At 64.1% G+C, this 13711-nt stretch carries 9 protein-coding genes and 1 pseudogene; 1 reads left to right on the forward strand and 9 read right to left on the reverse strand.

The annotated features are described in order from the left end of the window. Positions 1-319 precede the first annotated feature (319 nt). From GLR48_RS04945 to GLR48_RS04970, 6 genes and pseudogenes are all read right to left on the reverse strand, one after another. Positions 320-1928 (reverse strand): annotated as a pseudogene (locus tag GLR48_RS04945) (GMC family oxidoreductase). A gap of 9 nt (positions 1929-1937) precedes the next feature. Further along, the gene (locus GLR48_RS04950) at positions 1938-2861 is read right to left on the reverse strand and encodes a branched-chain amino acid ABC transporter permease (RefSeq protein ID WP_442915829.1); all 924 of its coding nucleotides are present in this window, start codon (positions 2859-2861) and stop codon (positions 1938-1940) included. 64 nt (positions 2862-2925) lie between these two features. After that, positions 2926-3813, reverse strand: a complete 888-nt coding sequence (locus GLR48_RS04955; protein ID WP_237059243.1) for a branched-chain amino acid ABC transporter permease — start codon at positions 3811-3813, stop codon at positions 2926-2928. A 2-nt stretch (positions 3814-3815) separates the two neighbouring features. Next, entirely contained in the window at positions 3816-4517 is a 702-nt protein-coding gene (locus tag GLR48_RS04960; RefSeq protein ID WP_237059245.1) for an ABC transporter ATP-binding protein, read from the reverse strand. Then, positions 4518-5297 carry an ABC transporter ATP-binding protein gene (locus GLR48_RS04965; protein WP_237059247.1) on the reverse strand — a complete coding sequence of 260 codons (780 nt, stop codon included), beginning with the start codon at positions 5295-5297 and terminating at the stop codon, positions 4518-4520. Positions 5298-5310: 13 nt separating this feature from the next. Next, entirely contained in the window at positions 5311-6516 is a 1206-nt protein-coding gene (locus tag GLR48_RS04970) for an ABC transporter substrate-binding protein (protein WP_237059250.1), read from the reverse strand. Between the two features lie 224 nt (positions 6517-6740). Between GLR48_RS04970 and GLR48_RS04975 the strand changes: the two genes are divergently transcribed. Then, a complete protein-coding gene (locus tag GLR48_RS04975) occupies positions 6741-7706 on the forward strand; it encodes a LysR family transcriptional regulator (RefSeq protein WP_237059252.1) in 966 nt (321 codons plus the stop codon). Here GLR48_RS04975 and GLR48_RS04980 read toward each other — a convergent pair. The 3 genes from GLR48_RS04980 to GLR48_RS04990 form a co-directional block, all read right to left on the reverse strand. Further along, complete coding sequence (locus tag GLR48_RS04980; RefSeq protein ID WP_237059254.1) at positions 7675-9057, reverse strand: GntP family permease; 1383 nt, start codon at positions 9055-9057, stop codon at positions 7675-7677. The genes GLR48_RS04975 and GLR48_RS04980 overlap by 32 nt on opposite strands. Before the next feature lie 47 nt (positions 9058-9104). After that, positions 9105-9320, reverse strand: a complete 216-nt coding sequence (locus GLR48_RS04985; protein WP_237059255.1) for a hypothetical protein — start codon at positions 9318-9320, stop codon at positions 9105-9107. 162 nt (positions 9321-9482) lie between these two features. Continuing rightward, positions 9483-13382 carry a hybrid sensor histidine kinase/response regulator transcription factor gene (locus tag GLR48_RS04990; RefSeq protein ID WP_237059258.1) on the reverse strand — a complete coding sequence of 1300 codons (3900 nt, stop codon included), beginning with the start codon at positions 13380-13382 and terminating at the stop codon, positions 9483-9485. Positions 13383-13711 lie beyond the last annotated feature (329 nt).

The following is a 13711-nucleotide window of genomic DNA, read 5'->3' on the forward strand; positions in this document are numbered from 1 at the left end:
CGGGCGCGCTTTTGCCATGACTATAACGGCTCAGTCCTGCGGCAGCGCGTAAACCGCCACCTGATCGCCGACTTGATCCTTCCAGATCGAATTGCCGCCTCCGACAAAGGCCACGCATTTCCGGCCCGATACGCGTAGACAGCTGGGTTGGCGACGGCCGGCGCCATGTCCTGAACGGACCAAAGCTCCTTGCCCGTGTTCAGGCGGTAGGCGCGCACCATGGCGTCTATCGACGCCCCGGTGAAAATCACACGCCACCTGCGGTCACAGCTGGGCCACCAATGATGTGCGAGCCGCTGCGCCGGATGGCTGCGACCGGTCAGGCGGTCTGCGCCAAGGCATCCTCCAGAATCATCGCGGCAGCCCTTTTGCGCGATCATCATGGTGGGTGCATTCGTATTGCCCGACGTGATCGTCGGCATGATCGAGGCGTCGACGATACGCAGTCCCCGCAGACCGCGCAGCCGCAGGCGTGTGTCCACGACGCTGTCGGGATCGTCGCCCATGCGGCAGGTGCCGACGGGGTGAAAGATCGTCGTCCCGATTTCCCCTGCCGCACGCTGCAGGTCGTCTTCAGTCTGGTAGGCGGGGCCGGGGCGGTATTCTTCGGGTTTGTATTTTGCAAAGGCGGGCTGTGCCGCGATCTGACGCGTCAGCCGGACCGACTGGGCGGCGACGCGGCGGTCGCCTTCGGTCGACAGATAGTTGGGGCGAATCGCCGGGGCCGCACCGGGTTCCGGGCTGGTCAGGTGCACCGACCCACGGCTTTCGGGGCGCAGGTTGCAGACGCTGGCGGTCATCGCAGGAAAGGGGTGGACCGCGTCGCCAAACTTGTCCAGCGAAACGGGCTGCACGTGGTATTCAAGATCTGCCGTGTCCTTTTCACGGCCCGACCGGGTGAAGATCCCCAACTGGCTGGGGGCCATCGACATCGGACCTGATCGTTTCAACAGGTATTCCAGCGCGATCCCGGCCTTGCCAAGCATCGTGCTGGCTACCTCGTTCAGGGTTTTCACGCCGCTGACCTTAAAGATCATGCGCAGTTGCAGATGATCCTGCAGGTTCTCGCCCACTTGGGCACGATCCAGAACCGGTGTGATCCCCGCATTCGACAGACGCTCCGCCTGACCGATACCGGACAGTTCGAGGATCTGTGGCGACCCGATGGCCCCGGCGCTGAGCACCGTTTCACGGCGGGCGAGGACGGTCTTGCGCTGCCCTTCGTGGTCGAAGGCCACACCGGTCACGCGGCCTTCCGCAATCGTCAGATGCGCCACCTGTGCGCCGGTCATCACCCGCAGGTTCGGTCGCTTCATCGCCGGGCGCAGAAAGGCCTTCGTGGCACTCCACCGCAGGCCCTTGCGCTGGGTGACTTCGAAATAGCCGCCGCCTTCGTTGTCGCCACCGTTGAAGTCATGGGTACGAGGGATGCCCTGCTGCTGCGCGGCCTCCAGAAAAGCGTCCAGCACGTCCCAGCGGACGCGGGCGGGGGCCACGTCCAATTCGCCGCCCGCGCCGTGCAGGTCCGTGTCGCCCTTGTGGTGGTTCTCTTGCGCCTTGAACAGCGGCAGCACGTCGTCCCAGCCCCAGCCGGTGCAGCCCATCTGCCGCCACTGATCGTAATCACGCGCCTGACCGCGCATGTAGATCATGCCGTTGATCGAGGATGACCCGCCCAGCACCTTGCCGCGCGGATACATCAGCGACCGGCCACCCAGGCCTGCCTCGGCCTGCGTGTTATACAGCCAGTCCGTGCGCGGATTGCCGATGCAGTAAAGGTAGCCGACCGGAATGTGCACCCAGTGGTAGTTGTCGTTGCCGCCGGCCTCCAGCAGCAGAACCTTGTTTTTCGGGTCCTCCGATAGGCGGTTAGCCAGCACGCATCCGGCGCTGCCCGCGCCAATGATGATGTAATCGTAGGTGTCCATGACGTTGTCCTATTGCTCGGGCCGGAAACCCAGCTTGCGGCCCAGGCGGGACGCATAGAATTCGCCGACCAGACCGCGGCGGAACAGCAGCACGCAGGCCATGAAGACAAGGCCGGTCACGATGGTGACCGGGAAGTCCGACGTCGCGAGCTCGTTCTGCAGCGTGACGACAAGGCTGGCCCCCACGACGGGACCGATCATCGTGCCGATGCCGCCCAAGAGGGTCATCAGGATGACCTCTCCCGACATTTGCCAGGCCACATCGGTCAGGGTCGCGAATTCGAACACGATCGCCTTGAGGCCACCCGCCAGCCCCGCAAGGGCAGCGGACATGACAAAGGCGCCAAGCTTGTAACGGTCGACGGCATAGCCGAGCGACACGGTGCGCTGCTCGTTTTCGCGGATCGACTTGAGGATCATGCCGAAGGGCGAGTTGACGAAACGCCAGATGATCGCGATGCCGATCAGGAAGACTGCGAGGACGAAGAAATACATGTTCGTCGTCACGTTCAGGTCGATGATGCCGAACAAATGCCCGCGTGGCACGGACTGAATGCCGTCCTCACCATGCGTCCAGGCGGACTGGACGCAGTAGAAAAAGAACATCTGGCTGAGCGCCAGCGTGATCATGGCAAAATAGATGCCCTGCCTGCGGATCGCGATCAGGCCGATGATCAGGCCAAGGCACGCGGCGCCCACGACTCCGATCAGGATGCCGATTTCGGGCGTGACGCCCCATTCCTTCATCGCATGGGCGGTGAAATAGGCCGCCCCGCCAAAGAAGGCCGCGTGACCGAAGGACAGGAAGCCGGTGTAGCCCAGCAGCAGGTTGAACGCCGCCGCAAAGAGGGCGAAGCACAGGATCTTCATCACGAAGATCGGGTAGAACAGGAAGGGTGCGGCGATCAGGAAGATCAGGATCGCCGCCAGCATGACGGTGCGGACGTGGCGCGCGCCGCTGACGGTTGCCTCTGGGGTGTGTGTCGCGTCGGTCATGTCAGGTGTCCTTTCCGAACAGGCCCGCCGGGCGCAGGATCAGCACGATCGCCATGATGACGAAGATCACGATGTTCGATGCCTCGGGGTAGATGACCTTGGTCAGGCCCTCGGCGATGCCCAGCAGGTAACCGGTGATGATGGCGCCAAGGATCGACCCCATGCCGCCGACGACGACGACGGCGAAGACGATGATGATGATGTTCGTGCCCATCAGCGGCGACACCTGATAGATCGGCGCGGCCAGCACACCGGCAAAGCCCGCAAGGCCGGCCCCCAGTGCATAGGTCAGCGTCAGCAGCAGCGGCACGTTCACGCCGAAGCTTTGCACCAGCACCGGATCTTCGGTCGAGGCGCGCAGGTAGGACCCGAGCTTGGTCTTCTCGATCAGCAGCCAGACGGCGAGGCAGACGACGAGGGACGCGACGATGACCCAGCCGCGATAGATCGGCAGAAACATGAAGCCGAGGTTCATGCCGCCCGCCAGTGCCGCCGGCACCGCGTAGGGCTGGCCGGAGGCACCGAAGAAGTAGCGGAACGTGCCTTCGATCAGCAGCGCCAAGCCAAAGGTGAACAGCAGACCATAGAGCGGGTCCAGCTTGTAGAGGCGCGAGAGCATCGTGCGTTCCACGACAGCACCGCCCGCCGCCACGACCAGCGGGGCGAGGACCAGCGCGAACCAATAGTTGATGCCAAGATGCGTCGCCATCAGTAGGGCGACGAAGGCGCCCAGCATGTAAAGCGCGCCATGGGCAAAGTTGATGACCCGCAGCAGGCCGAAGATCACCGCAAGGCCCAGCGACAGCATCGCGTAGAATGATCCGTTGATCAGGCCCAGCAGCAGCTGTCCCATCCAGACCACCAGCGGGTAGCCGAAAATCGTCGTCATCGTCAGACCCCCAGTGTTTCGTTCAGCATCGTCATCTGGTTCGGCAGATCGCCGACCGGGAATTCCGCGACCATCTGGCCGTGGTCCATGACGTAAAAGCGGTCCGCGACCTTGGACGCGAACCGAAAGTTCTGTTCGACCAGCACCACGGTCATGCCACGTGTCTTGAGTTCGCGCAGCACGTCGCCGATCGCCTGGATGATGACCGGGGCGAGGCCTTCGGTCGGCTCGTCCAGTAGCAGGCATTTCGCACCGGTGCGCAGGATGCGCGCCATCGCCAGCATCTGCTGCTCGCCGCCCGACAGCTTGGTGCCGGGCGAATTGCGACGTTCCTTCAGGTTCGGGAACAGGGTGTAGATCTCGTCCACCGACATACCGCCGTCGGCGACCTTTGGCGGCAGCATCAGGTTTTCCTGCACCGAGAGGGTCGAGAAGATGCCCCGTTCCTCTGGTACGAAACCGACGCCGGCGCGGGCCGTCTTGTGCAGCGCGACCGACATCAGGTCGGTGCCGTCGAATTCGATCTTGCCGGTGCGTTTCGACAGGATGCCCATGATCGACCGCAGCGTGGTCGTCTTGCCCATGCCGTTGCGGCCCAGGATGCAAATCGTCTCGCCTGCGTTCACATGCAGGTCGACGCCGTGCAGGATGTGGCTTTCGCCGTACCAGGCCTGCAGCCCGGCAACGTTCAGAAGGGGTGCCATCTAATCCTCCGTGCCCATGTAGGCGGTGCGGACCTGCGGGTTCTGCGATACGGTCTCGTAATCGCCAGAGGCGAGGATTTCGCCCCGCTGCAGGACCGTGACGTGGTGGGCGATGTCGGCCACGACGGACAAGTTGTGTTCGACCATCAGCACGGCGCGGGTTTTCGCGACATCCGCGATGATCCCGGCCACGGTGGCAACGTCTTCGCCGCCCATGCCGGCCATCGGTTCGTCCAGCAGCAGGACCTTGGGGTCCAGCGCCAGCGTTGTCGCGATTTCCAGCACGCGCTTGCGGCCATAGGACAGATCCGTCGCGCGGGTGTCGCGGTATTGTGTCAGGCCAAGGTCCGCGATCAGCTCCTCTGCCCGCGGGTTCAGCCGGTCGAGGGACGACAGGGGCAGCCAGAATTGCGTGGCCAGCTTGTTGGGTCGTTGCAGGGCGATGCGGACGTTTTCCAATACCGTCAGATGCGGAAACACCGCAGAGATCTGGAACGACCGCACAAGGCCCATGCGGGCGATCTTGTCGGGTTTGACCTTGGTAATATCTTGATCCAGCAGCATGATCTTGCCGCGGGTCGGTTGCAGGAACTTCGTCAACAGGTTAAAAACCGTTGTCTTGCCCGCACCGTTGGGGCCGATCAGCGCGTGGATGCGCGCGTGTTCGACGTCAAGGTCCACCCCGTTGACGGCGGTGAACCCGGCGAAATCCTTGCCGAGGCCGCGGGCGGATAACACCACCCGCGGCTGGTCCTGTGATGTCACAGGCATGGCTTGCATCGATCCGACCCGATCAGCCGTTGACCAGCGGGCAACCGCTGTCTTCGGGCGAGATGTAGGCCTGATCGCCGGGGATCGTCTGCAGGACGTTGTAGTAGTCCCACGGAATATCGCTGTCGCCGGGCTTCTTCACTTCCATCAGGTAGACGTCCTTGTAGAGACGTCCGTTCGCGCCGACGGTGCCGCCTTGGGCGAAGACGTCGTCCACGGGCATTTCGTGCAGTTTGGCGGACACGGCTTCGGTTGCGTCCGTCCCAGCCGCATCGACGGCTTTCAGATACTGCAACACGGCGGAATAGGTGCCGGCCTGCACCATGTTCGGCATGACGCCGGTCCGTTCCATGAAGCGGTTGCCGAACTCGGCCGATGCCTCGTCACGGTTCCAGTAGAAGGATTCCGTCAGGCTCAGGCCCTGTGCGGCCTCAAGTCCCAGACCGTTGACCTCTGCCAGTGTGAACAGCAGGGCCGCCAGACGCTGACCGCTTTGGACGATGCCGAACTCGGACGCCTGCTTGATCGCGTTCTGGGTGTCCAGACCGGCGTTGGCCAGACCGATGACCTTGGCGCCCGACGCCTGTGCTTGCAGCAGGAAGCTGGAGAAGTCGGGGTTCGTCAGCGGGTGACGCACGGAGCCCACGACGGAGCCGCCCTTGGATTCGACGAACTCGGTCGTCTGCTCTTCCAGCGAGTAGCCGAAGGCGTAGTCGGCAGTCAGGAAGAACCAGGTGTCGCCGCCCTGATCGACCAGCGCGCCGCCGGTGCCGACTGCGAGCGCGTGGGTGTCATAGGCCCAGTGGAAGCCGTTGGGCGAGCACTGCGCGCCGGTCAGTTCCGTCGTTGCGGCACCGGTGGTGATGGTGATCTTGTCGGCGTCCTTGGACAGCGCCTGCACGGCGAGGGCCACGGAAGACGTCGTCAGTTCCATGATCGCGTCGACCTGTTCGGTGTCGTACCACTGGCGCGCGATGTTCGATGCGATGTCGGCCTTGTTCTGGTGGTCGGCGGTCACGACCTCGATCGGCTGGCCCAGGACTGTGCCGCCGAAATCCTCGACCGCCATCAGAGCCGCCTCGTAGGATGCCTTGCCGCCGAAGTCGGCGTAGACGCCGGACTGGTCGTTCAGGATGCCGATCTTGACGACGTTGTCGGACACCTCTTGCGCGAAGGCCGGTGCGGCGCTGGCCGCGACCAGCGCGGTGGTCATGATAAGTTTGTTCATATCTCTCTCCCTGTTGTGCACAGTGCCACGGCTTACGCTGACCCGAGGGGCGAAACCTTCGCCTGCGGGGCTGTCGTGGCTCTGAATGATCTGCCAGATCCTCTCCTCAGTGGATCTGTTGGGCGCAGGGTTACAGCAAATTAAGATTGACACAAGTGTTCAGAAACCAACTAATCCGTAAATGTTTTGTACGTTTTCGAACAGATAGGGATGTTACCGCAAACATGTCCGATTTCACGTGGGACGACCTGAGGTTCTTTCTGGCCGTGGCTGACACAGGGCAGTTGACGACCGCCGCCCGGCAGTTGCGCACCAGCCATGTCACGGTGTCGCGGCGCATCGACCGGCTGGAAGGGGCGCTGGGGCTGCGCCTGTTCGAGCGTAATCCGAAGGGCTACGAATTGACGGCCCACGGCCGCGCGCTGATCGTCTCAGCCCAAGGCATGGCCGCGCAGGCCAACCAGCTGCGCGCCGATCTGGCCGGAGAGGAGCCCTTGCAACAGGGCCTGATGCGGATCGCCACACCCGAAGGGTTCGGCAGCTACTTCAGCCAGTGCATGCTGTCTGCATTCGTGAAACATTTTCCCGGCATCGCGCTGGAACTGATCGCCTTGCCGCAGATCATTTCCCTGTCGCGGCGCGAGACCGAGATGTCGATCACCCTCGACCCGGTGAAGGCCAGCACCTTTGTCAGTGAAAAGCTGACGGACTACACGCTGGGGGTCTATGGCGCGCCGTCCTATCTGGCGCAGGCCGCCCCGATCCGGACCCGCGCGGACCTGCTGGATCATCCCTTCGGCGGTTATATCGAGGACATGATCTATGCCCCCGGCCTTGATTATCTGGGCGACGTTCATCCCCGCCTGCGGCCGATCTTCAAAAGCTCCAGCATTTTCAACCAGCAGGCGGCGGCGCAGGAGGGGCTGGTGCTGTGCGTGCTGCCGCATTTCATCGGCGCCCGCGATCCGGGGTTGCAACCGGTGCTGGGTGATGTGGTGCGGCTGCGGCGCAGCTATTGGCTGAACTGCCACCGCGACGTGCATGCGGCGCCGCGGGAACAGGCGGTGCGCCGCTTTCTGTTCGCGCAGATCGGCAGCCATGCGTCCGTCCTGAACCGTCCGGTGCTGGCCTCTTCACCACAGGACGAGGTCTGCCTGATCAGCCCAGCGTCAGGGAAGCCGCGACGATGACAGCGACCGTCAGGCTGAAGGGGATCATGACCGCAACAACGAAAATATCGGCATAGCTTTGTTTGTGGGTCAGGCCCGTGATCGCCAGCAGCGTGATGACGGCGCCGTTGTGCGGCAGCGCGTCAAAGCCGCCGGAGGACAGCGCGACAACACGGTGCATGATCTGGGGCGCGATGCCGGCCGCCTGTGCGTTCTGCATGAACTGGTCGCCCAGCGTTTCCAGCGCAATGGACATGCCGCCCGACGCGGACCCCGTGATGCCAGCCAGCACATTGGTCGCAATGGCAGCAGAGATCAGGGGGTTGGACGAAATCCCCAGCACCGCGTCCCGGATGATCGCAAAGGCCGGAAGCGACGCGATGACGGCACCATAGCCGACCTCTGACGCGGTATTGAAGACCGGCAGCAGCGACCCCATCGTGCCGCTGTTGTAGCTGTCCTGCAGGTTGCGGAAGCGTGACCAGTTCAGCGCGGTGCACAGCAGGATCGCGAGGATGAGGGACGCGATGATGGCCCAGATCCCCTTGACGTCGTTCAGGGTCACGGCGCCGTAGGTGTCCTGCGCCAGATAGGTCGCGTCCATGCCGGGGATGACGACATAGGTGAACAGGGCATTCAACACGATGACTGTCACAACAGGCAGGATCGCCACGCCCATGCCGGGCTGCACGCGGTCCTGTGCGTTCTCGTCCGCTTCGGTCCTTGCGTGGTCGCCATAGCCTTCGCCGTTGGCGTTCGCCTTCGCGCGGCGCCGGTTCAGCCAAATGATGCCGAAGATCATCATGCCCAGACCCGCTGCGGTGCCATAGAACGGGGCGGCAAAGGGCGTCGTGCCGAAATAGGGCATGGGAATGGCGTTCTGGATCGCAGGCGTGCCGGGGAAGGCCGTCATGGTAAAGGTGAAGGACCCCAGGGCCAGCGCCGCCGGTAACAGCCGCTTGGGCGTATTCGACCGCCGGAACAGGGCATTGCCGATGGGGTAGACGGCAAAGGCCACGACGAAAAGCGACACGCCGCCATAGGTCAGCACGCCGCAGGCCAGGACGACGGCGGCGATCGACTGACCGGCCCCCATCTTGTCCGTGAACCATTCGGCAATGGTGCGCGCCGATCCTGAATCTGCCATCAGCTTGCCAAAGATCGCGCCCAACAGGAACAGCGGAAAGAACGTCAGAAGGTAGTCGCCAAGCGCCGGCATGAAGACTTGGGTATAGGTCGCAAGAAGCGGAATGCCGCCCGCAAGCAGCGCCGCCAGAAGCGCCAGAAGCGGGGCAAGGATCAAAACGTTGATCCCGCGATAGGCCAGAAACATCAGCAGCCCGAGAGACAGGAATATACCAACAAGACCCATGGATGATCCGCCCTGACCGCTTTGCATTCGGCGCGACCACCTAAGGGTCATCTGATCGGCGTCAAGGCGCGCATCGTTCCTGCGGCAAAGCGAGAGGTGTGGTTCAGCGTGGCCTTCTTCATGAAAAATAAGCCCCGCCGACTTTTGGTCGGCAGGGCTTTTGCGAAATATGAGAGATCGTTGAATAGCTTTTTAAAATGCTCGAACCTTCGACCCGAAGCGCCGCTTGGATCGCCGCGCCGTGGACTTTTCAGCCACGCCACCCTCCGCACTCCTGCCCCGTTCCGGCACCGCAATACGGCGTCTGAACACAACCGATGGTCACGCGATAAAGCAGCCTGCAGCTTGCAGTCGAGTTTTTGCTGGTCGCGTCGTTATTTTGGCACGCTGTGCAAAATGATGGCGCGTGTGGCACGGATCACGCGTCACTGGTCCTGCGCTAAGGTGCTGGGGGACCTGCCATAATAGGCGCGGAACCTGCGGGAAAAGCTCGAAAGATTTCTGTATCCGCAGGCTGTGGCCACCTCTGCCACACTGTGATCGCCGCGGCGCAGCAAAAGGGTTGCCTGCGCCATCCGCCGTGCGGTCAGCAGGTCGGTGAAGGATTGGCCAAACAGGGCATCAAGCTTGCGCTGCAGCATCCGCGCACTGACGCCGCAGGCCTCTGCCGCGGCCGCAACCGTCGCGTCGGGGTCCGAGAGGTTGTCTGCGAGGAACGCCTCGAACCGGTCCATCAGTCGCTGGTCGAATGGCGCCGCATCGACGTCGACAGCGCCGCGCGCATCCGACGCCCCGATGGCGGCCTCTGTCCGGGTCCGGACCCGCTCGGCCGCGCGCAGGCGCAGGTGGACACGCTGCAGCAGATCGGCCGGATCGAAGGGCTTGGTGATGTAATCGTCAGCCCAGGCCGCCTGTCCCGCCTGCATTGCGTCGTCATCCTGCAGCGCGGTCAGAAAGATCACCGTGATATGGTCGGTCGTGGGGTCGGATTTCAGGCTTTGTGCAAAGTCGAACGCGCGACCGTCGGGCAGCATGGCATCGCACAGCACCAGTCGGATCAGGTTCCGGTCGATGGCCCGCCGGGCGGCCGCCAGCGATCCCACGGCGCGCACCGGACCGGCCGCAGTCAGCATGTCCTGCAAAAACCGGCGCAGGTCGGCGTCGTCTTCGACGACGAGGATTTCTGCCGCATCCGGCGCGGTGGCGGGGCGCGGATCGGCGACGCCGGTGTCATCCTCTGGCTGGATACGATCAACGGGCAGGGTTACGGCGATCGTCGTCCGGTGTTCCGAGGTGACGTCAATCTGCCCCTGCAACCGACGCAGGGACTGACCGATGATCGCGACGCCCCGCGTGGCGATCGGCGTGGAATCATCGCTTTCGATGTCACGCAGGGCCGCCGCCTCGGTCGCGGGCAGCGCGCCGTCGTTGCTGACGGTGATGCGGATTGCGCTGTCGGTGGCGACGATGCTGACAGTGACGTTGCCGCCTTGCGGCGTGTGACGTGCCGCATTGGACATCAGGTTGTGCAGCAGGGCGTCCAGTGCGGCCCCGTCCAGCGTGACGGCCCCGGCGACGTCGGTCTGTGCCTGCCAGACCAGTCCCCGTTCGGTGGCGAGATCCTGATAATAAGCCACGATCGGCTGCACGAACGCCGTCAGATCTAGCGTCGTCTGGCCCAGCCCTAGCCCGGTAGAGGTCGCGGCGGCCCGGTCCATGCTGCGGGTCAGTTCTGTCATGCGTGTCGCAGCCTGTGCCACCAGTCGGATCAGCTGTGCCGCCCTGTCGGGCAATCCCGGAACCAGCAAAGCGTTTGCGAGAGGTGCGCGGATCAGGGACAGGGGCGTGCGGATTTCGTGCGCGGTGCGGGCGTAGAAGGCGGCGCGGGCGCGGGCGCCATCGGCCAGCAGGGCGTTCTGTGCGGCGAGTTCTGCCGTCTTGGCGGCGACGGCGCTTTCCAGTTCGCTGTTGCGGGCGACGATCCGCCGTGTGCGCAGCCTCAGCAGCGCCATGAAGAGTGCCACCAGCGCCAGTCCATACGCCAGATACGCCCACCAGGTCTGTGACAGCGGCGGCAGGACGCGAAACGGAACCGTCATCACGGCGCTGGATTGCCGCGCCGCCGACAGCCCTTGATATTCAAGGGTATAACGCCCCGCTGGCAGCTTGTCATAGCGCAGTGCATGAACGACGCCCGCTGCCTGCCGCCATTCCTCCTCGACCGGGCGCAGCCGCCAGCGCAGGGCATTGTCGGCGGGTTTGTCATATTGAACCACCCGGATGCCGACGGTCAGTCCAAGCGGCGCCACCAGCGTTGCGTCAGGTGCCGGCGACCAGCGGGCGGTGACCCGTGGCGGCACCCGGTCTGTCGCCATGGCTGCGGGATCGAACAGGGAAAACCCGTTGATGCCGCCCACGGCAAGGGTGCCATCCGCCAGCGCAACCCCTGCGTTGAAATTGAACTCTGCCCCCTGCAACCCGTCAGAGGCGCGGAATACATTCACCGCCTCCGTCGCCCGGTCCAGCCGGGCGAGGCCGTTGTTCGTGGTGATCCACAGGGCCCCCTGCGTATCGGGAATGATCTTGTAGATGGTCTCGTTCGGCAGCCCTTCGGCCCGGCCAAAGGTACGGACGGCGCGGGTCTGCGGGTCAAGGATCACAAGCCCTGACTGGGTGCCGACGTATAGAGGCGCCCCGGGCGCCTCTTGCCATAGCGCGCGGACATCCGTGTCCGGCAGAAGGTCATCGCCGGCAAAGAGCGTGACCGTGCCACTGTCCTGCGTCCAGCGGCTGAGCCCGCCACTGGTCCCGATCCAGATCGTCCCGTCAGGTCCCTGCGTCAGGCTGCGGGTCCGCTGGTGCGGCAGACCTGTGTCGACGGTGTAGTGGTCCAGCAAGGCAAAATCAGCGCCCACGTGGTAGACGCCGTCGTGGGTGCCGATCCACAGGGTCCCGTCGCGGGCGCGCAGCAACAACCGGATGAAGGCGTCTGGGGCGACCGGCTGCCCGTCGGGGTCCGTGACCGGCTGCCAGGGCCCATCGCCCACCCGTTGCAGCAATCCGCGTCCGCGCAGGGCTACGGTCAGCGTGTCGCCCTCAGCGAGGATGGCGCGGACGTCAGCCTCTTCCGCACCCAGATCGACGGTCGTCAGGGTCTGCGTGGCGCGATCGAGTTTCAGCAGACCCCCCATGCTGCCCACCCAAAGCGTATCGCCGGATCCACCCGCCAGTGCCCAGATCATGCTGGCACCGGGCGTGGCGTTGCCGGCGCCGAGGGGGAAATAGGTCTGAAACAGATCATCGGTCTGGGACACGCTGCTGGCGCCGTTGTCATAGGTGCCGATCCACATCCGTCCCAAGGCGCCGGGCGTCAGGGCGACGATGGTGTCGCTGCTCAGCCGCTGGCGCACACCGGGGCGGGTGCGGTAGTTTTCCAGCGCGCCTGTTGTGGGATGAAGAACGAAGACCCCCGCCGACCACGTGCCAAACCACAACCGCCCGTCCTGCCCCTGCGCCACGGTTTCGACATCGCTGTCTGGCAGCGTGACAGGCGTGTCGATGATGCCGGTGTCGGGGGTCAGGCGAAAGGCGCCGTCGTCCTCTGTCGCGATCCAGATCTGGCCTGTCGTGTCTTCCAGCAGATCCAGCAGCACGGTGCCGGTCAGGGCGCTGTTGGACGCGTCCCAATGGTCCAGCGCGCCGCTGGCCGGATCCAGTCGGTACAAACCCTGCCCGTCGGCGCCAAAGTAGACGCGCCCGTCGCGTGTCACGATGACGCTGCGCAGGGACAGATCCACCAGACGGTCCAGACCCGCTCTCGGCGGCGCTGCATCCGCGACCGACCCACCGGTCAGCCGAAGGGCCGACGCGCCGCCGCCGTCCGCGACCCAGATCACGCCGTCCGCCCCCGCAGCGATGCCAAAGACTTCGTCCGATGCGATCAGTCCTTGTGGCGACTGCGCCCGGGCAAGCGGTACCGCATCCTGATCAAAGATCGCAAGGCCGCCACCAAGGCTCGCCACCCAGATATTTCCCGCCGTGTCGCGTGCCAGTGCCGATGTGTAGTTGTTCGCAAGCCCCACGGACTGGTCCGGCGTGCGATAGACGTAGGCAAAGTTCACGCCGTCATAAAGGCTGAGGCCGTCGCCCGTGGCGAACCACATGCGCCCGTCGTCGGCTTGCAGGATATCGGACACCGTGCTTTGCGACATGCCGTCGTCGATGGTCAGCTGAACGGCAGATTTCGGTGTTTCGGCTGTGGTGGCCGCTGGCAGGGCCGCGATGCACAGCATGACGCCGATGAGGCGAGGAAATGACGACAGCAACGGGCAACCTTTCAAAACCAAAGTCAAATCGATCCGGTCCGAAAAATAGTGGCCGGTCGCCCGGTGATAGCGTCATTGCATGTCAAAACGCGCCGAAATTAGCGCGCGGATCGTAATAGGCTGTATCGCTGGCTTTTCGGCAACGCCTAGGCCGCCGACCCTTGCGGGTCGGCTGAGGCGACAGCGCCCGTCGTCATGGCGCGATAACAGCCTGGCATGGCCCGCACAGTGCGGGCGGAAGTCGACGGAGGGCAGATATCGAAGCACCAGCAACAGTCGCGATGGACGCCGACCGGGCGCACCCGTCCATCGCCCGCGCAGTCTTGTTG

Source organism: Loktanella sp. M215, from assembly GCF_021735925.1.
Lineage (GTDB): Bacteria > Pseudomonadota > Alphaproteobacteria > Rhodobacterales > Rhodobacteraceae > Loktanella.

Excerpts from the sequence above, each read along its gene's own strand:
- GLR48_RS04950 (WP_442915829.1), bottom strand. The coding sequence starts at position 2,861 with ATGCTGGCGGCGATCCTGATCTTCCTGATCGCCGCACCCTTCCTGTTC.
- GLR48_RS04955 (WP_237059243.1), bottom strand. The coding sequence starts at position 3,813 with ATGACGACGATTTTCGGCTACCCGCTGGTGGTCTGGATGGGACAGCTG.
- GLR48_RS04960 (WP_237059245.1), bottom strand. The coding sequence starts at position 4,517 with ATGGCACCCCTTCTGAACGTTGCCGGGCTGCAGGCCTGGTACGGCGAA.
- GLR48_RS04965 (WP_237059247.1), bottom strand. The coding sequence starts at position 5,297 with ATGCAAGCCATGCCTGTGACATCACAGGACCAGCCGCGGGTGGTGTTA.
- GLR48_RS04970 (WP_237059250.1), bottom strand. The coding sequence starts at position 6,516 with ATGAACAAACTTATCATGACCACCGCGCTGGTCGCGGCCAGCGCCGCA.
- GLR48_RS04975 (WP_237059252.1), top strand. The coding sequence starts at position 6,741 with ATGTCCGATTTCACGTGGGACGACCTGAGGTTCTTTCTGGCCGTGGCT.
- GLR48_RS04980 (WP_237059254.1), bottom strand. The coding sequence starts at position 9,057 with ATGGGTCTTGTTGGTATATTCCTGTCTCTCGGGCTGCTGATGTTTCTG.